Source organism: Kribbella sp. VKM Ac-2566 (assembly GCF_004366005.1).
Taxonomy (GTDB): Bacteria; Actinomycetota; Actinomycetes; order Propionibacteriales; family Kribbellaceae; genus Kribbella; species Kribbella pratensis.
Genome location: NZ_SODT01000011.1, coordinates 632,371 through 658,033 on the forward strand (window position 1 = coordinate 632,371; position 25,663 = coordinate 658,033).

A 25,663-nucleotide genomic window follows, 5' to 3' on the forward strand; every position below is an offset into this window, starting at 1 on the left:
TTCCCACAGCCCACAGCCCACACCTGTTGTGCGCACTGCGTTCTGGGCGACCCTGAGCAGGTGAACACGCTGAAGCGACAGGCTCGCCTCTTCCGTCTGGTCCGGCCCATCGCCGCCCCTGGTTCCCGGATGCTCGCGGAAGGTGCGGAGTGGTCCGATGGTGCCGTCGCGCTCAGGTGGCTCGGCCGCTGGGCGAGCACCTCGACCTGGGACGACATCGAGGCACTGCTGGCGGTTCACGCCGCCGACGGCGACACCCGGCTGCACTGGCTCGACCCGCCGCCGGTCCGGCCGGCCGCACCACCTCCCGAGCCGCAGGAGAAGACGGTCTGGCTGCCGGCACCGGCTCCTGACGGCCTCTGCTCACGCTGCGGCCGCCCGTGGCCCTGCCTCGACTGCGGTCCCTAGGGCACGTCTCCCAATCCGACGGCGTGGGATTGGGAGACGCACCCTAGCCGAGCGTGAGACATCGGTGCCAGGAGTTACTTGACGCGGTTTAGTGTGAGGGGGTTTGGGTCGGGTTGGTGAGGGGTGGTGCTGGTGGCGGACGGTGCGGTGGTGGATCCGCTGGACGAACTGGATGCTCAGGTGGCTCGGCTGCGGGTAGTGGCGGACGAGTTGCGGGAGGCTCGGGGGAAGCCGGTTCTGGAGGGCAACCAGGTCGAGCTGATCGAGGACGGGCACACACTGCTGCGGACGTACGAGGAGATGCAGCGCAGTTGCCAGGTGCAGGTCCGGGCGCTGGATCGGCCGCCGTACTCGACGCCGCCCGCGTCGCAGCAGAAGCTCGAGCTGGACCGGCTGGCGGACGGGCTGGTGTACCGGGCGATCTACGGGTTCGAGGTGTTCGAGTCCGAGGAGGTCATGGCGGTGCTGCCGGAGCTGCGGGCAGCCGGTGAGGTGAGCCGGGTGCTGCCGCAGATGCCGATGAAGATGGTGCTCGGAGACGACACCATGGCGTTGGTCGCACTGACGAAGCGGGCGCCCGCCGAGTCCCACCTTCTGATCAGGTCGTCCGGTCTGCTCGACGGGCTGATCGCGATGTTCGAGATGTTGTGGGGACTGGCCGTACCGATGCCTGAGCTGGAGGCCAACGGCGACGTGGCGGAGTTGCGGGCGCCGGACCGCGACATCCTGATGCTGCTGGCCGGCGGAGCCACCGACGACATGATCAGCCGGCGGCTGCGGATCAGTCCCCGGACGACCCAGCGCCGGGTCCGCGCGCTGATGGATGCCCTCGGCGCGCAGACCCGGTTCCAGGCGGGCGTCCAGGCCGCCCGCCGCCGCTGGATCTAAGGCCCTGACTGGATCACCAGACAGGGCCTAGTTGATCGTCACCACCGTCCCGGCCCGGTTCGGGAACTCGACGAAGCCGGTGGAGCGCTTGTCGGTCGGGATGCCGGACCACGAGGCCGTCACCTGGAACGGCTTGAACGCGGCCGGTGCCACCGACGGCGTGACCTTGAGCGAGCTGCCGGTCGAGGAGGTCACGACGTTCGTCTGCATCGTGTACTCCGTCGTGCTCGCACCCGGCGGGTTGGACAGGGTGATCGCCAGAACACCCCACACGCCAGGAGTGGGCGCGGGCACGCTGGCGGACGCCTGGTTCGATCCGTCACCGACGAACGACAGGAACTGCATCTGACCGTTCACGACCTTGTACAGGACCAGCCAGATGCTGCCGGCCGGGTCCACGGTCTTGATGTTCCACTGCACTGCCTTGGTCTGGGACGTCGCTGTCACCGGGTAGTCGGGAAGGTCGGCATCCGCCGCGCCAGCAGGCACCGCGCCAGGAACGAGAGGTGCCGACACCACGCCGTACGACCGGATCGGCACACCAGCCTTGCCGACAGTTGCTGTGAACGACGTGGAGCCGGAAGCGCCGGTGCCGGTTACTGCAGTCGGAGCGAGCGCTGACGTCGGTACGACGACGATCGGGCTACGGACTGCCTTGTCGGCGCCCTGCCAGGTCAGCCAGCCGTTGGTGGTGGTGCCGGAGTCAGCCGTGTCGAGAGTGAGCTTCACTGTGAAGGTCTTCGTCTCACCGGCCTTGCTGAAGTGCAGGATTGACGGCGTGACCACGGCCTTCATGCCCGGCACCGAAGCAGTCGCTCGGTACAGGCCCGGAGTCACAGCGGTCACTCGCCGGGTGATCGTCTGCGTGCCCAGCAACCGGCCGACCGCGATCGACGGAGCGTTGTAGTCACTCGGGTTGATGGCCGGTACGCCGGTACCGGTCTTGACGCCAGTGCCCTCCAAGTAGCCCAGCCAGTCCGTGTCGCTCGAGTCGTAGACGAGGCCCGGGTCCAGCATCTTCGACGGCTGCACCTCACCGGCGCCGGCGTCGAACGGGTTGGTGTTGACGGCTCCAGTAGAGGTCAGCACGTTGCCGGCAGTCGTCATCAGCGCCGACTTGACCGCCATGGGCGACCAGTCCGGGTGCTTCGACAGGTACAGAGCTGCCAGACCCGCCACGTGCGGTGCAGCCATCGACGTACCCGAGAGGAACGCGTAGTTCTGTCCGCCGTTGGTAGGTGGCGCGACGGCGGCCAGCACGTTGACGCCCGGTGCTGCGAGGTCAGGCTTCAGCAGGTTGCCGTTGCTTGACAGAGACGGTCCACGCGACGAGAAGTCGGCCATCTGCGGGTACGGCGTAGTAGTGCTCGTCTGGTTGCCCGGTACCAGTTCAGCGGTCGCGTCTGCCTGCATCGCGTAGGACTTCACCGACAGCGAGCCCGGGGCGTTCAGGTGCACAGTGGGTACGACGTGGGAGTCGCCGACCACGTCCTGGTCGAAGAGGTTCAGCAGCACCATTCCGACCCCACCGGCGCGCTGGACCTCGGCGGACTTGTCCACGCGGGCACTGATACCGCGGTCGCACGCGACGATCTTTCCTGCCGTCTTGGCCGGGTCGAGGGTGTTCGCGAGACAGATGAGTGCGTCTTCGTCGCTCACGCCGTCCTTCTTGACCGCAGCTCCGTTGACGAGCGGCTTGCTGCCCGTCGGCGACGTGACCGTCGTGCTCACACCGGAGTACTTCTGGCCGTTGCCCAGCACGACTGTCCCGTTCCACGGCGCGACGGTGGTCGCTCCAACCGTGGTCACCCAAGGGGAGGTGTTGTCGAGCGTCGACGCGTCCGGGCCGGAGTTGCCACCGGCTGCGGAGACGAAGACACCAGCCGACGCAGCGGACAGGAACGCCAGCTGGATCGGGTCCGTGGCCGGGGACTCGAAGGTCGAGCCGACCGAGTAGTTGATGACGTCGACGCCGTCCGCGACGGCCTGGTCGATTGCAGCGACGATGTCGGACGTGAATCCACCTGAGTCCTGGGTCGTCTTGCCGGACCAGAGTGCCTTGTAAACAGCGATCTTGGCGGCCGGTGCGACACCAGTGACCGTACCGAGATCGCGGCCGCCCAGTACGACGTCCACGTCCGCACGACCTGCCGCGGTGGTAGCGGTGTGCGTCCCGTGGCCCTCACCGTCGCGCGGCGACTCGTAGTCGGCACGGCGCTCCGGCGGGACCAGGCTGAGCCACCCGTCACCGAAGTACTTCGCACTGATGAGCTTGGTGTTGCACAGGTCGGCGGTGAAGTCCTGGCCGGCCTCGCAGCTGCCGGTGAACGTGCTGCCGTCGGCCTTGTGCATCAGAGTCGTCGAGCCAGAGAGGTAAGGACGGTACGGGTCCGCAGCCGTCGGCGGCTCGGTACCGAGCTTGGGGCCGGACAGCGACGCGCTCTCGGGCCAGATGCCGGTGTCGACCACACCTACGACGACACCCTGACCCGCGGTCGCCGTACCGCCGAGCTTGTTCCATACGCCGGTCTGGCCGGACAGCTTCAGGAAGTCGGTCGGGTTGCGGTCGTCCAGGGCGACGTGCAGCTGGTCCGGTACGACGGCCATCACACCAGGTGCCTTGGTGAGCTCGTTGACCTGCTTCGAGGTCAGCGAAGCGGCGAAACCGTTCAGTGTGGTCGAGTAGTCCTGGTCGACGTGTGCTCCGACCTTCGCAGCAACCTCTGCGTGCTTGCCGGTCAGATAGGCGCGGTACGCCTTCCCGCTGGTGCTGTTGACGTCGACCTTGCGACCAGCTGCCGGCTTGGTGGCCTTGAGCCCGGTCACGCCACCCTGGTACGTCGCGAGCGGCTTGTCGGCCAGTGTTACGACGTACCGCCCAGGCGCGAAGGTGAAACGGCTGCTGGACGGCGCATCGGTGCCTGGTGCAGCGGAGCCCGGTGGAGCCACCAAGGCGGTGGTGATCAGCGCGGCCCCTGCAAGCAGTGCGGCGCGCCGACGCAGGTTCGGATGGTTCACGTGATGCCTCCACGGCATGTAGTCCTGGCCGTGGCTGTAGCCCCGGCCGCCCGCCCCCGAGCTCGGACGCCGAAGAGCCTGCCAATCCACCGCTCCGACCACACGGTTTTGGCTTCAACTAGCCGCTGGCGAAAACCTGCCAGTCAGCGCACCGCCGTTGCCAGAAGGTACTGCGCCTTCAGGCGTACCTGGCCGGTTGACGTGGTCCAGCCCTCGTCGATCATGCCCAGGACGCGGTTGCGGACCTCTTCGAGGCGGCCTGCCTTCTCGAGGATGGGGAGGGTTTCGATGCCGAGGGGATGGGTGGCGATACGGGTGTCCCAGTACTCGGTGGCGGAGGCAGTCACGATGTCGAGGTCGAGGGTTCTGCCGGAGACAGTGAAGCCGTGAGGGGCGAGCAGTTCGGACAGGGCGTTCGGGTCGTGCCAGTTGAACGGGGTGCCCATGTCGACGCCGCCGGTGACTTCGCGAAGCGCAGCGATGAGGACGCCGACGAGCTTGCTGAGGACGCCCGGTTGCCAGGTGGTCAGCAGGATGCGGCCGGTCGGCTTCGCGACGCGGGCGAGTTCGGTGAAGGCGGCGGTCGGGTCGGCCGCGAAGATGACGGCGAAGTTGGACAGGATCACGTCGGCGGAGGAGTCCGGCAGCGGGATCGACGCGGCCTTTCCGTCGACGACGGTGAGGTCGCGGTCGAGGGCGGTCTCCGCGATCACTTCACGGAGACGGGCGGCCGGCTCGACCGCGGTCACGCGGGCCCCGAGGTCGGCCGCGAGCAAGGCGACGTTGCCGGTGCCCGCACCGACATCGACCACATGTTCACCGGGCTGGATGTTCGCTGCCGTCACCAGCTCCCGAGCTGCGGGCAGCAGATCCGCGGCGGTCGGTTCGTAGGTGCCCTTGCCCCAGTCCATCTCCGTCACGCGACCACCCTAGGCCGGGTTCCCGACAGCGTCGGGTATCCGCCGTCGCCGACGCATTGACCGGTGATTATGGAGCATCTCTACTAAACGAACCGGGAGTTGCTGGACAGCCACGCGCCGTACCTTGACTCCTTTCCTGGCCTGCCCGGCTCGCGCCGCCCCCGCGAGCCGGGCCGGAGCCTGTGGATTACCGATCCCTGTTTGTAGGCATCCGCTGGTATGAAGGAGGCATGACAGCGTCAACGACCCGCTCGGTGATCCTCACCGTCGACGACGATCCCGGCGTTTCCCGATCGATCGCCCGTGACCTCCGCCGTCGGTACGGCGAGGAGAACCGCATCGTCCGGGCGGAGAACCCGGTGCAGGCGCTCGACGCGCTGAAGGAGCTGAAGCTCCGTGGTGAACCGGTCGCGCTGCTGCTGGCCGACTACCGGATGCCCCAGATGTCCGGCATCGAGTTCCTCGAGGCCGCGATGGACCTGTTCCCGCTGGCCCGCCGGGTGCTGCTGACGGCGTACGCCGACACCGACGCCGCGATCCAGGCGATCAACGTCGTCGACCTCGACCACTACCTGCTGAAGCCGTGGAACCCGCCGGAGGAGAAGCTGTATCCGGTGGTCGACGCGATGCTCGACCTGTGGCGGTCGACCCCCGAGCCGTCCGGCGACGAGACCCGGGTGATCGGTCACCGCTGGTCGGCGCCGTCGTTCGCGGCCCGCGACTTCCTCGCCCGCAACGCGGTGCCGTACCGCTGGCTGAATGTCGACGACGACGAGGCCAAGCGGCTCCTGGACGCCGCCGACGTGGACGGTACGACGCTGCCGGTCGTGATCACGCCCGACGCCACAGTGATGGTCGCCCCGTCCGAGGCCGAGCTGGCGCAGAAGGTCGGCCTGTCCACGGCGCCGGCGAAGGACTTCTACGACCTGGTCGTGGTCGGCGGGGGCCCGGCTGGGCTCGGTGCGGCGGTGTACGGCGCCAGCGAGGGCCTGCGGACCGTGCTGGTCGAGCAGTTGGCGACCGGCGGTCAGGCTGGGCAGTCGAGCCGGATCGAGAACTACCTGGGCTTCCCGGACGGGGTGTCGGGCGCGCAGCTGACTGACCGAGCCCGGCGGCAGGCGGTCCGGTTCGGGGCCGAGCTGCTGACGACTCGCCAGGTCGTCGGCCTCGAGACGCTCGGCAACGCGCGGCGGCTGGTGTTCGCCGACGGCAGCGAGATCTCGGCGCACTCGGTGATCCTGGCGACCGGGGTCTCGTACCGGACGCTGCAAGCTCCCGGTGTCGACGATCTGTGCGGCCGTGGCATCTACTACGGCTCGGCCACCACCGAGGGGCCGGCGTGCGCCGGCGCCGAGGTTTACATCATCGGCGGGGCGAACTCGGCCGGTCAGGCGGCGGTCTATTTCTCGAGGCATGCGAAACGCGTGCATATGCTGGTGAGAGGACCATCGCTCACCGCGACGATGTCGTCGTACCTGATCGACCAGATCGACGGGATCGACAACATCGAGGTGCACACCTGCACGCAGGTCGTTTCCTGTATCGGCTCGGAGCACCTGGAACACCTCACCTTGCTGAACAGCGAGACCGGGGAGAAGCGTGAGGTGGACACGGAATGGATGTTCGTGTTCATCGGCGCGGCTCCGCGGACGGACTGGCTGCCCGGTGACGTGCTCCGCGACGACCGAGACTTCGTGCTCACCGGACCCGACCTGCACGGCAGACCGCCGGGCTGGCCGCTGGACCGGGAGCCGTACCACCTGGAGACGAGCATGCCGGGCGTGTTCGCCGCCGGCGACGTACGGGCCGAGTCGGTGAAGCGGGTCGCCTCCGCGGTCGGCGACGGAGCGATGGCCGTGACACTGGTGCACCGATACCTGGAGATGCTCTGATGACTGACCAAGCTGTGGCACCGCGGCGGCTGACCCCCGACGAGTTGCGCACGCTGTTCCTCTTCGAGAGCCTCACCGAGGAGCAGCTCGAGTGGCTGTCGAACGCCGGGTACGTCGAGGAAGTGCACGGCGGGACCGTCTTCAACGAGGGCGACGAGGCGACCTGCTGCTACGTCCTGCTCTCCGGCGAGCTCCGGCTCTGCAAGCTGTCGCACGGTGAGCTGGTGGAGATCAACCGGACCAGCCAGCGCGGGGTGTACGCCGGTGCGTTCAACGCGTTCTTCGGTGCCGCCGAGACGAAGGCGTACACGGCGACCATGCAGGTCACGAAGCCGTCGGAGTTCTTCGTCGTCAGCGCCGAGACGATGGCGACGATGATGAACACCTGGTTCCCGATGGCGGTGCACCTGATCGAGGGTTTCGTGATGGGCATGCGGCGGACCAACGAGACGCTGGGGGAGCGCGAGCGGTTGCTTGCCCTCGGCTCCTTGTCCGCGGGTCTGACCCACGAGTTGAACAACCCGGCCGCGGCGGCGGTCCGGGCCGCGGCGACCCTGCGGCAGCGAGTGTCCGGGATGCGGTCGAAGCTGGCGATGCTCGCCGACGGCACCCTCGACGCGACCAAGCTGCACCAGATCGTCGCGTTGCAGGACGACGCGGTCGAGCGGCTGGAGAAGAACAAGGACAAGGATGTCCCGCCGATGGAGTTGTCCGACCGCGAGGACACGCTGACGGACTGGCTCGACGACCACGACGTCCAGGCGAGCTGGGACGTGGCGCCAGTGCTCGCGGCCGCGGGCCTGGACGTGCCCTGGATGGAGAACGTGCTGGCGGCGGTCGGGCCGAAGTACCTCGAGGGCGCGGTGCGGTGGTTGATGTACACCATCGACACCGAGTCGCTGATGAACGAGATCGACGACTCCGTGACCCGGATCTCGACTCTTGTCGGCGCCGCCAAGCAGTACTCGCAGATCGATCGGGCGCCGTACCAGACCGTTGATCTGCGGGAGCTGCTGAAGTCGACGCTCGTGATGATGTCGGGGAAGCTGCAGGGGTACGAGGTCGTCAAGGACTTCGATCCCGAGCTGCCCGCGATCCCGGCGTACGCCGCGGAGCTCAACCAGGTGTGGACGAACATCATCGACAACGCGGTGAGCGCGATGGGCGGATCCGGAACACTGACGCTCCGCACCCGTCGCGACGGCGGCTACGCGGTCGTCGAGATCGGCGACACCGGACCGGGCATCCCCGACGAGATCCGGCGCCGCATCTTCGAGCCGTTCTTCACCACCAAGCCGATCGGCGAAGGCACCGGCCTGGGCCTCGACATCTCGTGGCGCATCGTGGTGAAGAAGCACCACGGCGACCTGCGCGTCGAGTCCGAGCCGGGCCGCACGGTCTTCAAGATCGTCCTGCCCCTGGATCCCGAACGCGAACTGGAGTCCGACCCGGCGCTGCTTGCTTAAGGCAACCAGTTGACGACGGCGGCGACGACTGCCGGGTCCAGATGTCCGGGGACTTGGTAATACAACGCCTCCTAGTCCACGGCAGGCCCCGGGTAGAGTTGGGCGTCGAGCACCTCGGGGCGGTTCCGGGCCTCGATCGACTCCAGCGACTCACCTTGTCGCCACAGTGCTCGGGCAATCTCGGCGTACGGGCGGATCGCTGTCGGGTTCCAGGTCTCGGGTTTCCAGGTGCTGGATCGCGCGAACGCCTTCGGGCAGTGGAAGAACGCCTCCTCGACGTCGACGACGAGCGCCAGCCGCGGGCGGTGCGAGCGGACGATCATCTCGTCGAAGAACGGGCCGTCCGTGACGATCCTCGCGCGGCCGTTCACCCGGAGCGTCTCGGGGCGACCGGGGACGACGAAGACCAGTCCGGCGTACGGGTTCTCGAGGAGGTTGCGGAATCCGTCCATCCGGCGGTTTCCGGAACGTTCCGGAATCGCGAGCGTGACCTCGTCCAGCACCTTCACGAAACCGGGTGGGTCGCCCTTCGGCGAGACATCGCAGTGGCCGTTGGCGGACGACGTACCGACGAAGACGAGTGGTGAGCCTCCGATCCATTCGGCGTGTACGTCGTCCAGTCGTGCCTCGACCTTGTCGCGGTTGATCGGCTCCGGCGTACCGAAATGCTCGAGCTCTGCCACACTCCGCACGACGGGTAGTTCATCCCACCGACCCATCACAGATCCTCCTCGTCCGACCTCCCGATCTAGGACGAGCCAGCCAGGTCCGGCGTGACACAGCTTGACGCATTCCGATATCGGCATATGATTGCGGGCATGGCACGAGCAGCGACGACTTCGGACGTCTTCAACGCGATCGCCGAGCCGCAGCGCCGGGAGATCCTGGTGTTGCTGCGGGCGGGCGAACGGCCGGTGACCGAGTTGGCCCAGGAGTTGGGGATGACTCAGCCGGGGGCGTCCAAACACCTGCGGGTGCTGCGGGAGGTGGGGCTGGTGCGGGACCGCAAGGCAGGCAAGCAGCGGCTGTACGGGCTGGATGCCCGGGGGCTGCGACCGGTTCACGAGTGGGCCGGCGGGTTCGAGCGGTTCTGGAACGAGAGCTTCGACCGGTTGGACGCATACGTGCAGGACTTGAAGCAGACGCGGCTGGAGGAAAACTGATGAGCGCAACGGGACAAGGAGCGTCGACCCAGTCCGCCACAGGGCAAGGTGCGCCGACGCAGTCCGCGACGGGGCAGGGGGTGCCGGTGCGGTCCTCGACGGCCGAGCGGGAGATCGTCATCTCGCGGGTCATCGAGGCTCCACGGGAGTTGGTGTTCGAGGCGTTCACCGAGGTTCGGCACCTGTCGCGGTGGTGGGGACCCGAGGGGTTCACCACGACCACGCGGGCGTTCGAGTTCCGCGTCGGTGGGGTGTGGGACTTCGTGATGCACGGGCCGGACGGGACGGACTACGCCGAGTGGATCACCTGGACCGAGATCGTCGCTCCGGAGCGGATCGCGTTGCTGCACGGTGAATCCCGTGATGACCCGAACCCGTTCGAGTCGGTGCTGACGTTCGTGCTCGACGGTGCGGCGACGCGGATCGAGATGCGCACGGTGTTCCGTACCAAGGAACTGCGCGACGAGGCGGTGGAGAAGTACGGCGCGATCGAGGGCGGCCGGCAGACGCTGAGCAAGCTGGCGACGTACGTCAGCTCTCGCTTGGGAGTGGAGGGCTGATGGCCGGGAAGGTGTTCTTCGGGGTGTCGATGTCGCTGGACGGGTTCATCGCGCCCGACTCGCCCGAGGAATTGATGGGGAAGCAGTGGATGGAGCTGCAGCGGTGGGTCTTTCCGCTGCGGTTCTTCCGGGAGAACCTGAAGCTCGGAAAGGGCGGCGAGGAGGGGCGCGACAACGACATCGCGCGGGAGACGTACGAGCGCACCGGCGTGAGCGTGATGGGTAAGCGCATGTTCGATGCCGGCGAGCGGATGTGGCCGGAGGAGGCGCCGTTCCATACGCCGGTCTTCGTGGTGACGCACGAGAAGCGTGACCCGTGGGAGCGGCCGGGTGGGACGACGTTCTACTTCGTCAACGATGGCATCGAGGTCGCGCTCGAGCAGGCGCGCGAGGCCGCGGGCGATCGCGACGTGCGCATCGCGGGTGGCGGTGCGACGATCCTGGAGTACCTGAACGCCGGGCTGATCGACGAGTTCTCGATCGCGTTGTCGCCGGTGCTGTTCGGCTCCGGAATCCGCCTCTTCGAGGGCATCGACGCGAGCCGCGTCGCCCTCGACCAGATCAACGCGGAACACTCCCCGAAGGTGACCCACCTGACCTACTCCGTCCGGCAACGCTAGGCGAACCGAGCAGATCGGGGTGACGGGCTATGTGACCGCTGACGGGTTACAGCGAGCCAGCCATGAAACAACCCGCCACTCGACGAACCGGCGGGAAACAGCCACCAGTCGGGCGGGGCCGTGGGTGGTGGTGGCGCAGCCCGTTGGTCGGGCTTGGTGGTGGTGGCGCAGCCCGTTGGTCGGGCTTGGTGGTGGTGGCGCAGCCCGTTGGTCGGGCTTGGTGGTGGTGGCGCAGCCTGCTGGTTGGGCGGGGCGGTGGGGAACAGCCTGGGTGGGTGAGAGGTGGGGTTAGCGGAGGGCGGTGCCTTGGGTGTGGGTCAGGAGGGTTAGGTCTTGGCGGGTGGGGAGGGATTCCCAGTCGCCGTACGCCGTTACGCAGAAGGCGCCTGAGGTTGTGGCGCGCGTCAGGCGGGCGTCGGGGGTGAGGTTGTCGAGGGTGGCGGAGAGGTAGCCGGAGACGAACGCGTCGCCGGCACCGATGCTGTCGACGACCGTGACCGGGAGGGCAGGGCTGTGGATGGTGTGCACCTCAGGCGCGGGCGCGTCGATGGATTCGGCGCCCTTGGTGTGGGACCAAGCGCCCTTCCCTCCGGCCGTCACGACGACGGTGTCGACGGACCGGAGCAGATCGGCGACCGGATCTTCAGCGTCGGTGAGGAGGTCGAGTTCGTCGTCGGACGCGAAGACCGTGTGGACGTGGGGCAGGAGCTCGCGCAGTGCGGTGGCTGCCTCGGGGCGGGTCCAGAGGCGGGCGCGGTAGTTCACGTCGAGTGAGACTCGGGTGCCGGCCGCGGAGGCCGTGCGTATGGCGGCCAGCGTTGCGGCACGTGCTGTGTCGGAGAGTGCTGGAGTGATGCCGGTGACGTGGAGCAGCGTCGGGGCCGTGGTCGTCACAGCAGCTGTGGTCTCGTCCGGTGTGAGGGTGGAAGCGGCCGAACTGCGGCGGTGGTAGCTCACGCGGGTGATGTCGTGCGACGGCTGGTCGAACGCGATGAACCCGGTGAACGCGTCGTCCGAGAACCGGATCCGGGTGCGGACGTTCTCGGCGCGGAGGGTGCGTTCGATCAGCCGGCCCGGTTCGTCGTTGCCCAAGGCACTCAGCCAGGTGACGTCGTGCCCGAGCCGGGCGACACCGATCGCGACGTTGCTCTCGGAGCCGGCGATCGAGAGCTGCGCGTCCCCGCCGAGCCGCATCGGGCGAGCAGTCCGCACCGAGACCATCGTCTCGCCCAGCGTCAGCAGATCCGTCATGTCAGTACTCCTTCAGTACTCCGAGAACGAGGGCGACCCGTCGGACCGCCCCGCCGCCCGCGCCGGCCTCCCGCGCCCATTTGCCTGGTCCACCCACCAAATGGGGGGTTCCTGACCGTCATGGAGGGTGGGTAACCCCCGACTCGACTGGTTGACCAGCCAAATTGCCTGGTTGACCAGCCAAATTGCCTGGTTGACCAGCCAAATTGCCTGGTGGGCCAGGCAAATGCGGAGGGAGCGGGCGCATGGTGTCAGATGTTGAGGGCTGTGCGGAACGTGCTTGCTCGGATGGCCAGCTCGGAGAGGGAGCCGCCGGTGCCGGCGTCGCCGAGGAGGGGGGAGCCGACGCCGACCGCGAGGGCTCCGGCGGCGAGGTACTTCGGGGCGGACACCGCGTCGATGCCGCCGACCGCGATGAGCGGGGCATCGGGGAGCGGCGCGCGAAGTTCGGAGAGGTAGCCGGGGCCGTGGAGCTTGGCGGGGAAGATCTTGACGGCGGTGGCGCCGAGATCCAGGGCGGCCACGACTTCGGTGGGCGTGAGCGCGCCGCACAACAGCGGCAGACCGAGCTCGACCGAACGGTAGGCGCCACGGGTGATCGCAGGGGTGACGGTGAAGTCGGCGTTCGCGGCGGCCACCTCGTCGGCCTGAAGCGCGGTGATGACGGTGCCGGCGCCGATCAGGATGCTCGGGTCGTACTGCGCGCGTGCCTTGGCGATCGCCTCGACGCCGCCGGGCGTGGTGAGCGAGACCTCGAGGGCCGTGATGCCGGCCTCGACGAGGGTCTGGATGCAGGCGAAGGCGGTGTCCGCCCCGTCGGCACGGACGATCGCGAGCAGTTTCCGGCTCCGGAGTTCGGCAAGCAGATCCATAATCCCCAACCTATGTGATGTAGGAAGACATAGGACATCCCATGAGCTCTGGCGTGGACACCGAATTCGCACCGCGAACAGCACGTCGGTGCGTGACGCCGTACTCGATCTGCCGCTCGGGTGACATCACACTGGCCTGGCGGACAGCGTCAACCGCCAGGTCAGTTCACCGCTCTCCGGCACTACCGCGGCGTCGCCCGGACCGGCGGTGGCCAGGTCGAACACGCGGCCGAGCATCGGCTCGACCCCGAGACTCCGGTACGGCGCATCGTCCGGGAAGCCGCCCTGGTTTCGCCACAACGCGGTGGAGACTGGTTGCCCCGGGCAACTCAAGGTCATCGTGAGCTCGGCGCCGCGATCACGGACCGAAACCGTCGGGCAGTCCAGCAGAACCGCACCGGCCGCCGTCCCGTCCGTCGGGCCGAAGGTTCCGAGCTCGAGAGGGGTCGGCCAGATGGCGGTCACCCAGTGGGCGTCGCCTGGCCATGTCCACGGCAACCACGGCGCCGCCTCGGGATACAGGCGGCATTCGGTGCCGGGTTGAGCGGAGATGGTTGCGCCGGGTACGCAGTCGAGGAGCGCGTGGGCGGCCCAGATGAAGCGGTAGCCGGCCGGAGCCTGCAGGTGGTAGTCGACGCTGACAGTGTCGGTGCCGGCATTGAACGCCCGCGTCAGGATCACGTTGTTGTACGTGACCATCCCGTCCCACGGCTGATTCCACAGACCGCCGTGGTCAGGGAACCCGCGGACGGTGGGGAAGCATTCGTCGACGCCGCCCGCGTCGATGAAAGTGGCGAGGCCGGTGCGCGGACCGGTGACCAGGCCGGGCCCGGCCCAGAGCCATTCGCGGCCACCGAGCCGCAGAGAGGTCCAGCGGCCGCCGTCAGCTGGATCGATGGTCACCATTCGGCAAATGATCCATCTTCGTGGGTCCAGACCGGGTTGCGCCAGGCGTGGCCGGTTCGGTCCGCGGCGCGGACGGCCTCCTCGTCGACCGTGATTCCCAGGCCGGGCAGGGGGTTCCATTCGGCATGACCGTTGACCCAGGCGAACGGCGCGGGATCCACGACGTACGACGTGAGGTCGCTCGTCACGTTGTAGTGGATGCCCCGGCTCTGCTCCTGGATGAGGAAGTTCGGCGTCGCGAACGACACCTGCAACGAAGCCGCCAACGAGATCGGCCCGAGTGGGCAGTGCGGCGCGAGCATTGCACCGTGAGCGTCCGCGAGTACGGCGATGCGTCGTAGTTCGGAGATCCCGCCGGCGTGCGAGACGTCGGGCTGGACGACCGCCACGCCCGCGTTCAAAGGCGCCATGAAGTCGGACCGGTGGTACAGCCGCTCGCCGAGCGCAACCGGCACCGTCGACGTCGCGACCACCTCGGCCAGGTGTGCCATCTGCTCGGGCAGCACCGGCTCCTCGACGAACATCGGCTGCAGGTCCTCGACCGCGTGCAGGATGCGGCGCGCCGCGGCCACGCCGACCCGTCCGTGCAGGTCGATCGCGACGTCCCGGGAATCCCCCAGGACCGCGCGAGCGGCAGCGAGCCGGTTGACGATGTCGTTGACCTCGGCCACGGACGGCGAGGCCTGGATCTGTCCGCTGGCGTTCATCTTCACGGCCGTCATCCCGGCCGCGACCTGCTCCGCGACGGACTCACCGATCGCGGACGGCTCGTCCCCGCCGACCCAGGCGTACACGCGGACCCGGTCCCGGACCCGCCCGCCGAGGAGCGCGGCGACCGGAGCGCCGTACACCTTCCCGGCGATGTCCCACAGCGCATGATCGAGGCCGGCGACCGCGCTGCTCAGCACCGGCCCGCCCCGGTAGAAGCCGCCCTTCGTCAACACTTGCCAGTGCCGCTCGATCTGCAGCGGATCCTGGCCGATCAAGTACTCCGACAGTACGTCGATCGCTGCCCGGACGACCTCGGCGCGCCCTTCGACGACCGGCTCCCCCCATCCGACGACACCGTCGCTCGTCTCGATGCGGCAGAACAACCAGCGCGGCGGAACCAGGAACGTCTCGATCCTCTCGATCTTCACCGGTGCCGCCGCCGGGTCGATCCGCGGACCTCGGTGAGGTCCTCGGCGGCCTTCGCGAGCAGATCCCGCATCGCGAGTTCGGCTCCCTCGGGGTCGTGCGCACGGACCGCGTCCACGACGCGCCGGTGGCTCGGCACCGGATCGTCCGACGGCTTCACCTTGTGCACCAGCCGGTCGCGGCCGGCGAGCCCGGTTTCCATGATCACTTCCATCTTCGTCAGCAGTTCGTTGCCCGTTGCCGCGAGCAGCGCACGGTGGAACGCGAGGTCGGCGGCCGCGGCCGCCACGTTGTCACCCGCGGATTCCATCGCTGCGAGCGCCTCGTCGAGTGCCGCGAGGTCCGCATCGTCGGATCGAACCGCGGCCAACCGGGCGGCGGCCGGCTCTACGATCCCGCGGACCTCGTGCAGTTCCTCGAGCAGCTCGGGCCGGGCGTCCGCGTCGCTGAAGTGCCAGCGGATCATGTCCGCGTCGAGCAGGTTCCAGTCCGAGCGCGGCCGGACGAACGTGCCGCGTTTCTGCCGCGCGTCGACCAGGCCCTTCGCGGTCAGCACCTTCAAGGCCTCGCGTACGGCGGTCAGGCTGACGCCCAGGTCGGACTGCAGCTCGGTGACGTTGATGGTCGCGCCCTCCGCGATCTGCCCGGACAGGATGCGTTGCGCCATCTCCTCCACGATCTGCCCGTGCAGGCCCCGTGACACCCCGCGTTGAATCCCCGTCACCCTGCTCTCCCTCACGCCGAGTCCTTGACGGCGGACCATCCGCCGTCGACCACCAGGCTGGTCGCGGTGATGAACGACGCCTCATGTGACAGCAGGAACGCCACCGCCTGTGCCACCTCGTCCGGTTGCCCGAGCCGCTTGAGTGCCGTCGCCTGGGCGCTGCGCTCGCGTCCTTCGTCATCGACGCGGTCCCACATCGCCGTCACGACCGGCCCCGGAAGCACGGTGTTCACCCGGATCGAGCGACCGTACTCGACCGCCAGTTGCCGTCCGAGTGAGACGAGTGCGCCCTTGGTCGCGGCGTACGCCGGATGGCCGGGTAGCCCGGCGATGGCGTGGACCGACGAGACCAGTACGACGGAGCCCGCGTTCGCTACGAGGTCGTCGTGCAGCGCCTGGAAACCGAGGAAGGACGCGGTCAGGTTGACGTCGAGCTGGCGTTGCCAGGATGGTGGCGACAGCTCGTGCGCCGGCTTCACGTCGACGAAGACCGCGTTGCTGACCAGGCCGTCGATCGGGCCGAGCTCGTCACGGCCGCGGGACCGGACCTCCGCCCAGGTGTCGGCCGACGCGACGTCACCGACCACGCTGATCGCCTTGCCTGGCTGGCTCTTGCAGGGGTGGATGTCCACCTGCACGACCTGCGCAGCCTCGATCAGCGCCCGCTCGACACAGGCCGCGCCGATCCCCGACGCAGCGCCGGTCACCACGATCACCCGTCCTGCCAGCCGCACCCGCGCCTCCTTCGATCTGCTCCTACCCAAGCACGGAGGCAGGCCGCTTCCAACGATGAACGAGCCATCAGTTGACCGTGAAAGGCACTCCCGGTCAAGCGATTTGCTCGTAATTTACGAATTAATATTGACAGCTGCGACGGGCCGCCGCAAGATCGTCCGGAACACACCACCCACCCGGCTGGCATCGCCGGCGGGCAGATCTCAGGAGTTGTGCATGACGGGTCTGGCAGTGCCTCGTTCGGATCGGCGGACTTTCCTCAAGGGACTCGGACTGCTCGGGGCAGCAACCCTGGTGCCCGGGTGCGCGACGTCGTCGAAGAGTCCCGGCAGCGGCAGCGCGCCATCCGGTCAGCTGGCGCTGCAGTCGAACCTCTCCAGCGAGCAGGCGAAGGCCGCGATGGAGAAACTCGTTGCCGCGTACAACAAGACCGGCGGTTCCCAGGTCAAGCTGAACACGGTCGCGTCGGAGATCTTCCGGACCCAGCTCCCGACGTACCTGACCTCGGCGAACCCGCCGGACGTCTACACCTGGTACGCCGGATCGGTCGCGGACTCGTACGCGAAGAAGGACCTGTTGCTCGACGTCTCGAGCGTCTGGGACTCGATGGGCAACTACTCGAAGGCGATGCAGACGCTGTCCACGAGCAGCGCCGGGCAGAAGATCTTCGTGCCGACCAGCTACTACTGGTGGGGCATGTTCTACCGGAAGTCGAACTTCGCCAAGTGGGGCGTTACGCCGCCGAAGACCTGGGCCGAGTTCGTCGCCGTGTGCAAGACCATTCAGGGCAAGGGCATCCCGCCGATCGGGATCGGGCTCGGCGACACCCCGTGGGTCGCGTCGGCGTGGTTCGACTACCTCAACATCCGGATCAACGGCGCTCCGTTCCACCGGCAGTTGCTGGCCGGCCAGGGGAACTTCACGGACCCGAAGGTGAAGGCGGTCTTCACCAAGTGGCGCGAGGTGCTGCCGTACTTCGATCCGAAGGGCAAGTCGTTCCCGTTCCAGGAGGCGACGTCGGCGCTGCTCGCGGGCAAGACCGGGATGTTCCTGATCGGGACGTTCTTCGCGGACTCGGCGCCGAAGGACGCGCTGGACGACATCGACTTCTTCCAGTTCCCGATCATCGATCCCGCCGTACCGGTGGCCGAAGAGGCGCCGACGGACGGGTACTTCGCCTCGAAGAAGGTGCAGGACGTGGACGGGGTGAAGAAGTTCCTGACCTGGCTGGCGACGGCCGAGGCGCAGGAGATCTACGTGCAGAACTCGTCCGGTACGGCGATTCCGGCGAACCCGGACGGGAAGTCCGCGGACACTCCGCTCGTGCAGAAGGGTAAGGCGATGATCGAGGGGGCCGCCGAGATCACGCAGTTCTTCAACCGCGACTCGAGCGACGCCCTGCAGCCGACCGCCGACGCCGCCCTCACCAAGTTCCTCGACAAGCCCGACCAGATCGACAAGATCCTGAAGGACTGGCAGGCCGCCGCCGAAAAGGTCTTCAAGGCGTGAGCGTGTCATCGTCAACCGCGGAAACCCGCTCGTCGCGCTCGCGGCGGGACGAGCGGGGGAGTGGGGCGAGCGGAAGTCGCGCGAAGGGGAGCGGGGGTGCGTCGCGTCGTACGAAACGCTCGGGTCCGCGGCGGGTTTCTCCTTTGATTCTTGCGTTTGTGTTGGTGCCGTTTGTTGTTGAGGCTGTTTGGGTGTTCTGGCCTGCTCTGCAGGGGTTCTGGTTGGCGTTGACCAGCTGGGACGGGTTGTCGGCGCCTCGCTTCGTCGGGTTCGGGAACTTTTCCGACATGGTGTCGGATCCGATCTTCCGGACCGCGTTGAAGAACACCGCGATCTGGCTGGTTCTGTTCGGTGGGCTGAGCGTGGTCGGCGGGTTCGGGATGGCGCTCCTGTTGCAGCGGGAGCGCCGCGGGGTCGGGATCTACCGGGCGGCCCTGTTCACCCCGGTCGTGTTCTCGTTGGTCGTCACAGCACTGATCTGGCGCGTGTTCTACCAGCCGGATGGACTTGTCGACACGGTGTTCCGAACCGTCGGCCTGGGCAACTTCATCCGCCCGTGGCTCGCCGACCCCGACACCGCGCTGTACGCCGTGATCGTGCCGGCCCTGTGGCGCCAGATCGGGTACGTGATGGTGCTGTACCTGGCCGGCCTGAAGGCGGTCGACCCCGCGCTCTACGAAGCCGCGAAGGTCGACGGCGCGTCCGCCTGGCAACGCACGCGGTACGTGACCATCCCGCAGCTCAAGGGCGTCAACTCCGTCGTACTGTCGGTGATCGTCATCGACTCGCTGCGGTCCTTCGACATCGTCTGGTCGATGACGAAGGGTGGGCCGTACCACTCGTCCGAGCTGCTCAGCACGTACATGTACTCGACCGCGTTCCAGTCCACCCAGCTCGGGTACGCGTCCGCGCTGGCCGTGGTGATCTTCGTACTCGCCCTGGCCGTCATCCTCGGCTACCTGATCCGCGCCTTCCGGGAGGAATCGTGATACGGCGTACCGGCTACCACGTCGCGATGGGGCTGATCTCGTTCCTGTGGGTGGCGCCGATCCTGTGGGTGATCGTGATCTCGTTCCGCAGCTTCGACGACGTCGCCGCGAACGGGCTGGGGTCGCTGCCGCATTCGTTCACGTTCTCGACGTACAAGTCGGCGTGGGAGGACGCGGACGAGTTCCGCGCGCTGATCAACAGCCTGCTGGTGACGATCCCGGCCGTGCTCCTGAGTCTCGGGCTCGCGTCGGTCGCGGCGTACGGGCTCGCGCGGTACTCGATCCCGTTCCGGCGGACGATCCTGTTGCTGATGTTGATGGGGAACCTGTTGCCGCCGCAGATCCTGCTGATCCCGATCTCACGGTTCGTGGAGTTGATCGGGTACTACGACACGCTGATCGCGCTCATCGCGGTCCACGTCGGGTTCGGGCTGGGGTTCTACACGTTCGTGCTGCACGGGTTCATGCGGGATCTGCCGCGGGAGATCCAGGAGGCGGCGACGATCGACGGGGCCGGGCCGGGGAAGATCTACTCTGCGGTGATCCTGCCGCTGACCCGTCCGGCGCTAGCGGCGCTAGGGGCGCTGTCGTTCACGTGGATCTTCAACGACCTGCTGTGGTCGATCACGGTGATCCGCTCCGGCGAGAAGATGCCGGTCACGCCGGCGCTGCTCGGTCTGCAGGGCCTGTTCGTGTCGTCGTGGAACGTGATCGCGGCCGGCACGGTGATCGCCGCGGTGCCGACGGTTGCGGTGTTCCTCCGGTTCCAGAAGCACTTCGTCGGCGGGCTGGCGATCGGAGCGGTCAAGTGAGGACGTGGACCTTACGCGGTACGACGACCTCGTACGTCGTCGGCGTACCGGATCATGGTCAGTGGGCGCAGTTGGTTGCCTGGGGCCCGCATGACGGTCTCGCGCCAGTTGTTGTTGCCGGGACGGAGCATTTCGTTCCGCGCGCGGACGTGGAGCCGTTGGAGTACGCCGTCCGCGGCATCCGCTACACCGTACCTGTCGACCTAGTCGTAAGCGGGCCCGGCGGCTCCGACGAACTCCGCCCGACGCTGACGAACTCGACCCAACCGCCCCAGCGGCTCGAGCTCGAGTTCGTGGATGAGGTGCGGGCGGTGCGGATCGTCCTGCACTACCGCATGGTCGGGGACGTAGTGGAGCGGTGGGTCGCCGTGCGAAACGACGGTCCTGATGAACTCGTGCTGCATCGGCACGACTCGGCTGGGTTCGTCGTACCTGGTGGGAACACCGTCAAGTACTTGTGGGGCGAGTGGAACAGTGAGTTCCAGCAGGCTTCGGTCACCCTGCCGCGCGGACGGTTCACGATCGGGAGTGCGCAGGGCATCACCGGGCATTCGTACTCGCCGTACCTGGTAGTCGATGACGACGTGGCGTACGGCGTACAGCTTGCGTGGTCCGGGTCGTGGGAGATGTCGGCGGACGTGGACACGACCGGCCTGGTGAGGATCCAGGCGGGCCGGACGTCGTCGAGTCTCGGGATCACGCTGAAGCCGGGCGGGACGTGGGTGTCGCCGAAGGCCGTCGGCGCGTGCAGTGCCGAGGGCACCGACGGGTTGGCGCGAGTTATCCATGACTATGAGCGGGCCGCATCGAGAAAACGTGTTCCGAAGGTGCTGTACAACTCCTGGTTCGCGACCGAGTTCGAGATCCGCGCCGACCATCAACTCGAACTGGCGCGGCGCGCGGCGGGAATCGGCGTCGAGACGTTCGTGGTGGACGACGGATGGTTCGTCGGGCGTTCTGACGACACCGGCGGGCTGGGGGACTGGGAGGTCGATCCGGCCAAGTTCCCGGGCGGACTGGACGCGTTCATCGGTCAATTGAAGGAAATCGGGCTCGACTTCGGGCTGTGGGTCGAGCCCGAGTCGGTCAGCCCGACATCGCAACTGGCCAGAGAGCATCCGGAGTGGATTCTTCGTACGCCGGGACGCGATCCGATCCTGATCCGCAACCAGCTCCTGCTCGATCTGAGCCGGGACGACGTAGCGGAGTTCATCTGGAGCACGCTGGACCGGCTGCTGTCGACGTACGACATCTCGTACCTGAAGTGGGACGCCAATCGGCCGCGGTTGGACAGTGGCGACCAACGTCGGGACCTCGATGGTCGGGTGGTTGGCAACCTGTACAGGATCCTCGAGAAGCTCAGGGACCGGCACCCGGAGGTCTCCGTCGAAGGTTGTGCGGGTGGCGGGGCGCGCGTCGATCTGGCGATGGCCTCGCGGGTCGACACGTTGTGGCCGAGCGACAACACGGCGCCGCTGGACCGGCTGCGGATCCAGGAAGGTTTCCGGACCGGGTTCGCGCCGCACCTGATGAGTTCCTGGGTGACCGATGCCGAGGGGACGCACGACGGTCGCGAGCGGTCGTTCGACTTCCGGTTCCACGTCGCGATGGCCGGCGTGCTCGGGATCGGCGCGGATCTCTCGCGCTGGACCGACGACCAGCTGAAGACGGCAGCACGCCATATCGAGCAGTACAAGGGCTTTCGGGAGTTGATTGCCGAAAGCAAGGTCTACGGACTGTCGGCCGGCGTGCAGTACGTCGGCGCGGATCGGTCCGTGGTGTTCCTGTGGGAGACCGGCGACGGCAACATGCGCGGCACGCTGCCGACCCGGCCGCGGCAGGTGCCGCTGGCCGGGGTGGATCCGGCGAAGAACTACCGGGTGGGCAACGAGACCTACCCGGGCAGCTACCTGCTGCAGGTCGGGATCCCGTTCGACGGGCCCGCCGACTCGCACTGCCTGGTCGTCGAGCAGCTCGACTGACCGTCCGCTCAAACGGCAGCAAGGGAAGAAAAACATGAAAAGACCTTCTGGCGGGGTTCTCACGCGACTTCTAGGTGGGTTGATCGCGGCGGCTCTGATAGCCGGCGTGACCACCACGACCGGAGCTGCGGCGGCTCAGGCCACAGCTCCGGTCCTGAGCCCGACGCCGTACCAGGGCTGGAACACGTACTACGGACTCGGTGGCGACTTCACCGAGGACACGATCAAGTCGGTCGCGGACTCCCTGGTGAGCCGCGGCCTCGCGAAGGCCGGCTACGACATCGTCTGGCTGGACGGCGGCTGGCAGGCCGATCAGTCCCGCAGCGACGCCGGCGACCTGGTGCCCAACCCGGCCAAGTTCCCGAACGGGCTGAAGCCGCTGGTCGACTACATCCACGGGAAGGGCCTGAAGGCGGGCATCTACACCGACGCCGGTCCGTACATCCCGGGCAAGTGCGGCCTCGGCAGCGGTGGGTACTACCAGCGCGACGCAGATCAGTTCGCCGCGTGGGGGTTCGACGCCGTCAAGGTCGACTACCTGTGCGGGATCGCGGCGAACCTGGACCCGAAGACGGTCTACACCGAGTTCGCCCAGGCGCTGCGCAACAACGCCAGCCACCGGCCGATGATCTTCAACCTGTGCAACCCGGTGACGTCGCCGGACTGGGGGAACTACCCGGAGTCCCAGCAGTCGATCAACTCGTGGACGTACGCGCCGGGGATCGCGCAGTCGTGGCGTACGTACACCGACGTCGGGTTCCAGGGCGACATCAAGTTCAAGGACGTACTGCGGAACTACGACGCGAACGCGCGGCACCCGGAGGTCGTGAAGCCGGGTGCGTTCAGTGACCCGGACTACCTGGCACCGGAGCTCGGGATGAGCGACGAGGAGTTCCGTACACAGCTCACGCTGTGGGCGGTGGCCGCCGCGCCGCTGGTCATCGGCAGCGACGTCCGCAAGCTCAGCACGACCACGATCGGGATGCTGACCGATCCCGACGTACTCGCGATCAACCAGGACAAGGCCGCCGTACAGGCTGTTCGGGTCGGTGCGGCCGGTACGACGGAGACGTGGGTCAAGCGGCTCGCCGACGGCAGCCGCGCGGTCGTGCTGCTCAACAGGGGCGACAGCGCGAAGACCCTGACGACGACGGCGTCGGCGGTCGGATTGAGTGGTGACCGATTCACACTCAAGAACGCGTGGAGCAACAAGGTGACCGAGAGCGGCGGCGTGATCAGCGCGGCGGTCCCGGCGCACGGTACGGCGCTGTTCCGCGTGACGCCGGCTCGTGGCGTCCCGGGAGCTCCGCATGTGACAGCGGGCATCCCGCAGGTGACGAAGGTCGGCACGGACGCGCAGCCCGAAGGCGCCGCGCCGGTGGTCGCCGGTGGCGACGAACTCACGGTGCAGGTTGCCGTCCGCAACGACGGCCTGATGCCGGTCTTCACACCGGCCGTGACCATCGCGGGTGGTACCGGGTGGATCGTGAAACCGTTGTCGAACGCGCCCGCTCTCATCGAAGGTGGCAGCCAAGCGACGCTCGCGTTCACCGTCACGCTCCCGGCCGGCGCACCACCCGGCACCGCGAGCCTGACCGCGACCACGACGTACCAGACGATCGGGTACGGCGTGCAGAAGCGGACGACTGTGCTGTCGCCGGTGGTCGTCGCGCCCGCTCCGCCGAGCGGGACCGTGCCGTTGTCGCATCACCAGTGGATCACCGCGACCAGCGGATGGATGTCCCCGACGATCGACGAGAGCGTCGGCGGCGGCAATCCGATCAAGCTCACCGGTACGACGTACTCCACCGGCCTCGGTGTCGCGTCGCCGTCGCTGATCCGGTACTACCTGGGCAAGTCGTGCTCGCGGCTGACCGGAACCGTCGGCATCGATGACGTGGTCGGCAATGTCGGTCCGGACGGCGGTACGTCGACGTTCCAGGTCGTCGGGGACGGCAAGGTCCTGTTCGACAGCGGCACCGTCGACCGCTTCACCCCGAAGCAGTTCGACGTCGACCTGACCGGCGTACGGGTCCTCGACCTCCTGGTCGGCGACGCAGGCGACGGCGGCTACAACGACCGTGCCGACTGGGCGGCCCCCACCGCAACCTGCTGACCGCAATCAACTTTGAGCACCCCCCAACCATCTAGCGAGGTGAAAAATGGTTGGTGGGTGCTCAAAGTGCGGTCAGGCCCAGGACACCTCGGTGGATTTGAGCCAGGTCCAGGTGCGGTGACGCCAGGTGCGGGACTGCTGGCCCAGGCGGGCGGCGTACTCCGGCCAGTTGGTGGAGGTCTGGTGGGACCAGGCCTTCTCCGCCAGACCGGGGATGCGGGGGAGGAGCAGCAGTTCCAGATCCTCCGAGCTGGTGATGGTTTCGCACCAGATGGCGGCTTCGACGCCGGCGATCTGATCGGTGCTGTCGATGCCAGGCAAGGTGTCGACCGGATCCCACGAGACGCCGTGTTCGATGGACGCCGCGCCGTAGAACTGGAGGCCGAGGCGTTCCCTCGCCTGCTCTTGCGATGGGTCCGCGGACGTGTCGGCGTGCGGGCGGTCGAAGTACAGCCAGGTCACCGGTGAGACGATCAGCTTCGCGCCCTGCTCGAGCGCCTTCGGGGCGTCGTACTTCGCTTTCCGCAGCGCCTCGACCAGCACCGGCAGCAGTTCCTCGGGCGGTGTCGGCGCGTCGGGGTTCTCGCCCATCTTGTCGATGTCGAGGTCCAGCCAGTACTGCACGACATCCTCGGAGCCGAGCTTCGCGCGGGCGATCTCCTGCCAGCCGACGACCTTCTTCCCGCGCTCCCGGACGAGCGCAGCCGCCTTCTCGACGAACGCCGCGTGGTCCTCGTCGGCCATACCCCAGGTCTCGTCACCGCCGATGTGTACGTACGCACTTCGCGGGAACTGCGGGATGACCGCATCCAGCACGTCCTCGACGAACGCCCAGGTCTCGTCCCGTCCCGGATCCAGCGTGCCGAGGTGAAGCTTGTCGCCGTTCCCGACGTCGATCGTCTGAGGCTCGGCAGGCCCGAGCTCCGGGTACGCCTTGAACACCGCCGCGGTGTGCCCGGGCATGTCGATCTCCGGAACGACGGTCACGTACCGGTCGGCCGCATACGCGACCAGCTCCGCCAGCTCCGCCTGCGTGTAGTACCCACCGGGACGATCACCGATCGCCCCGGTCGCACCCACCTCGGTCAACGCCGGCCGCGACGGTACCTCGACCCGCCAGCCCTGATCGTCCGTGAGATGAAGGTGCAGAACGTTGAGCTTGTACAACGCGAGCATGTCGATGACCCGCCGTACCTCGTCCGGCGCGTGAAACGTCCGCACTACATCGAGTGACAACCCCCGCCACGCGAACCGCGGCCCGTCGACGAACCGACCAGCCGGCAGCACCGCCGTACCGTCCTGAATCTGCGCGGAGATGAGTTGCCGGAGCGAGGTGAGGCCTCGGTACACCGCCTCCGGCGTCGGACCCCACACCCGGACGCCCTCGGGCGTGACCTCCACGCCGTGGCGCTCGTCCAGGGCCGCACCGTCGGCTCGCAGACCAGCGGCCGGTGGTACGCCGGCGACGCTCCCGAGGTCGACGTGGATGCCCGAGTCGCCGGTCAGCGTGAGGCCGGCATCGAGCTGCACGTCCTCGAGGAAGCGAGCGACGGGACCGGCGAGCTCAGATGAGTGGACGACACCCGAGGCTGACGTCAGGACAAACGTTTCATCGAAGGCGGTCGCGGTCGCTGGTGCCGGGATCAGAGGAAGGTTCATCCGACGATTCTGCGTCACATCGCGACCGGACGGCCA

Annotated in this window: 22 protein-coding genes; 12 read left to right on the forward strand and 10 right to left on the reverse strand. The window is 67.7% G+C overall.

Annotated features, from left to right (window positions below; translation table 11 throughout):
* Positions 1–60 precede the first annotated feature (60 nt).
* Positions 61–408 carry a hypothetical protein gene (locus EV647_RS25835; RefSeq protein ID WP_134007125.1) on the forward strand — a complete coding sequence of 116 codons (348 nt, stop codon included), beginning with the start codon at positions 61–63 and terminating at the stop codon, positions 406–408.
* 132 nt (positions 409–540) lie between these two features.
* A complete protein-coding gene (locus tag EV647_RS25840; RefSeq protein WP_134007127.1) occupies positions 541–1,296 on the forward strand; it encodes a transcriptional regulator in 756 nt (251 codons plus the stop codon).
* Positions 1,297–1,323: 27 nt separating this feature from the next.
* Here the strand turns inward: EV647_RS25840 and EV647_RS25845 are convergent, their stop codons facing one another.
* On the reverse strand, positions 1,324–4,314 hold the full coding sequence (locus tag EV647_RS25845; RefSeq protein WP_202876312.1) for a S8 family peptidase: 2,991 nt from the start codon (positions 4,312–4,314) through the stop codon (positions 1,324–1,326).
* Between the two features lie 143 nt (positions 4,315–4,457).
* Complete coding sequence (locus tag EV647_RS25850; RefSeq protein ID WP_238177409.1) at positions 4,458–5,225, reverse strand: class I SAM-dependent methyltransferase; 768 nt, start codon at positions 5,223–5,225, stop codon at positions 4,458–4,460.
* 239 nt (positions 5,226–5,464) lie between these two features.
* Between EV647_RS25850 and EV647_RS25855 the strand changes: the two genes are divergently transcribed.
* On the forward strand, positions 5,465–7,126 hold the full coding sequence (locus EV647_RS25855) for an FAD-dependent oxidoreductase (RefSeq protein ID WP_134007131.1): 1,662 nt from the start codon (positions 5,465–5,467) through the stop codon (positions 7,124–7,126).
* Positions 7,126–8,592: an ATP-binding protein gene (locus EV647_RS25860; RefSeq protein ID WP_134007133.1), complete on the forward strand. Its 1,467-nt coding sequence runs from the start codon at positions 7,126–7,128 to the stop codon at positions 8,590–8,592. Before EV647_RS25855 ends, EV647_RS25860 begins: the two co-directional genes overlap by 1 nt.
* 71 nt (positions 8,593–8,663) lie before the next feature.
* Here the strand turns inward: EV647_RS25860 and EV647_RS25865 are convergent, their stop codons facing one another.
* A complete protein-coding gene (locus EV647_RS25865; protein WP_134007135.1) occupies positions 8,664–9,311 on the reverse strand; it encodes an MSMEG_1061 family FMN-dependent PPOX-type flavoprotein in 648 nt (215 codons plus the stop codon).
* 99 nt (positions 9,312–9,410) lie between these two features.
* Here EV647_RS25865 and EV647_RS25870 point away from each other — a divergent pair, with 99 nt between their 5' ends.
* Genes EV647_RS25870 through EV647_RS25880 form a run of 3 tightly spaced genes read left to right on the forward strand, consistent with a single transcriptional unit; the run spans position 9,411 to position 10,935 of the window.
* Positions 9,411–9,755, forward strand: a complete 345-nt coding sequence (locus EV647_RS25870) for a metalloregulator ArsR/SmtB family transcription factor (RefSeq protein ID WP_134007137.1) — start codon at positions 9,411–9,413, stop codon at positions 9,753–9,755.
* Positions 9,755–10,315 carry an SRPBCC family protein gene (locus tag EV647_RS25875; RefSeq protein ID WP_134007139.1) on the forward strand — a complete coding sequence of 187 codons (561 nt, stop codon included), beginning with the start codon at positions 9,755–9,757 and terminating at the stop codon, positions 10,313–10,315. Before EV647_RS25870 ends, EV647_RS25875 begins: the two co-directional genes overlap by 1 nt.
* Entirely contained in the window at positions 10,315–10,935 is a 621-nt protein-coding gene (locus tag EV647_RS25880; RefSeq protein ID WP_134007141.1) for a dihydrofolate reductase family protein, read from the forward strand. The genes EV647_RS25875 and EV647_RS25880 overlap by 1 nt, the downstream gene beginning before the upstream one ends.
* A gap of 288 nt (positions 10,936–11,223) precedes the next feature.
* Here EV647_RS25880 and EV647_RS25885 read toward each other — a convergent pair whose 3' ends face one another.
* The 6 genes from EV647_RS25885 to EV647_RS25910 all read right to left on the reverse strand — a co-directional run bounded on the left by EV647_RS25885 (position 11,224) and on the right by EV647_RS25910 (position 16,559).
* Positions 11,224–12,186: a sugar kinase gene (locus EV647_RS25885; RefSeq protein ID WP_134007143.1), complete on the reverse strand. Its 963-nt coding sequence runs from the start codon at positions 12,184–12,186 to the stop codon at positions 11,224–11,226.
* A 251-nt stretch (positions 12,187–12,437) separates the two neighbouring features.
* Entirely contained in the window at positions 12,438–13,058 is a 621-nt protein-coding gene (locus EV647_RS25890; protein ID WP_134007145.1) for a bifunctional 4-hydroxy-2-oxoglutarate aldolase/2-dehydro-3-deoxy-phosphogluconate aldolase, read from the reverse strand.
* Between the two features lie 126 nt (positions 13,059–13,184).
* A complete protein-coding gene (locus EV647_RS25895; protein WP_134007146.1) occupies positions 13,185–13,964 on the reverse strand; it encodes a hypothetical protein in 780 nt (259 codons plus the stop codon).
* Positions 13,958–15,103: a galactonate dehydratase gene (gene dgoD, locus EV647_RS25900; protein WP_134007148.1), complete on the reverse strand. Its 1,146-nt coding sequence runs from the start codon at positions 15,101–15,103 to the stop codon at positions 13,958–13,960. The genes EV647_RS25895 and dgoD overlap by 7 nt, the downstream gene beginning before the upstream one ends.
* Positions 15,100–15,825 (reverse strand): FadR/GntR family transcriptional regulator, encoded by a 726-nt coding sequence (locus EV647_RS25905; RefSeq protein WP_238175542.1) that lies wholly within the window; start codon positions 15,823–15,825, stop codon positions 15,100–15,102. Before EV647_RS25905 ends, dgoD begins: the two co-directional genes overlap by 4 nt.
* An 11-nt stretch (positions 15,826–15,836) precedes the next feature.
* On the reverse strand, positions 15,837–16,559 hold the full coding sequence (locus EV647_RS25910; RefSeq protein WP_134007152.1) for an SDR family NAD(P)-dependent oxidoreductase: 723 nt from the start codon (positions 16,557–16,559) through the stop codon (positions 15,837–15,839).
* Positions 16,560–16,776: 217 nt separating this feature from the next.
* Here EV647_RS25910 and EV647_RS25915 point away from each other — a divergent pair, with 217 nt between their 5' ends.
* The 5 genes from EV647_RS25915 (at position 16,777) to EV647_RS25935 (ending at position 23,968) form a co-directional block, all read left to right on the forward strand.
* On the forward strand, positions 16,777–18,069 hold the full coding sequence (locus EV647_RS25915; RefSeq protein WP_202876313.1) for an ABC transporter substrate-binding protein: 1,293 nt from the start codon (positions 16,777–16,779) through the stop codon (positions 18,067–18,069).
* Positions 18,070–18,260: 191 nt separating this feature from the next.
* The gene (locus EV647_RS25920; RefSeq protein ID WP_238177391.1) at positions 18,261–19,058 is read left to right on the forward strand and encodes a carbohydrate ABC transporter permease; all 798 of its coding nucleotides are present in this window, start codon (positions 18,261–18,263) and stop codon (positions 19,056–19,058) included.
* Positions 19,055–19,870, forward strand: coding sequence for a carbohydrate ABC transporter permease (locus EV647_RS25925; RefSeq protein WP_131285348.1), 816 nt, complete (start codon positions 19,055–19,057; stop codon positions 19,868–19,870). The genes EV647_RS25920 and EV647_RS25925 overlap by 4 nt, the downstream gene beginning before the upstream one ends.
* Complete coding sequence (locus EV647_RS25930) at positions 19,867–21,852, forward strand: alpha-galactosidase (protein WP_134007154.1); 1,986 nt, start codon at positions 19,867–19,869, stop codon at positions 21,850–21,852. The genes EV647_RS25925 and EV647_RS25930 overlap by 4 nt, the downstream gene beginning before the upstream one ends.
* A gap of 106 nt (positions 21,853–21,958) precedes the next feature.
* Complete coding sequence (locus EV647_RS25935) at positions 21,959–23,968, forward strand: NPCBM/NEW2 domain-containing protein (RefSeq protein WP_202876315.1); 2,010 nt, start codon at positions 21,959–21,961, stop codon at positions 23,966–23,968.
* Between the two features lie 72 nt (positions 23,969–24,040).
* Here EV647_RS25935 and EV647_RS25940 read toward each other — a convergent pair whose 3' ends face one another.
* The gene (locus tag EV647_RS25940) at positions 24,041–25,627 is read right to left on the reverse strand and encodes a beta-N-acetylhexosaminidase (RefSeq protein WP_166680434.1); all 1,587 of its coding nucleotides are present in this window, start codon (positions 25,625–25,627) and stop codon (positions 24,041–24,043) included.
* Between the last annotated feature and the right edge of the window lie 36 nt (positions 25,628–25,663).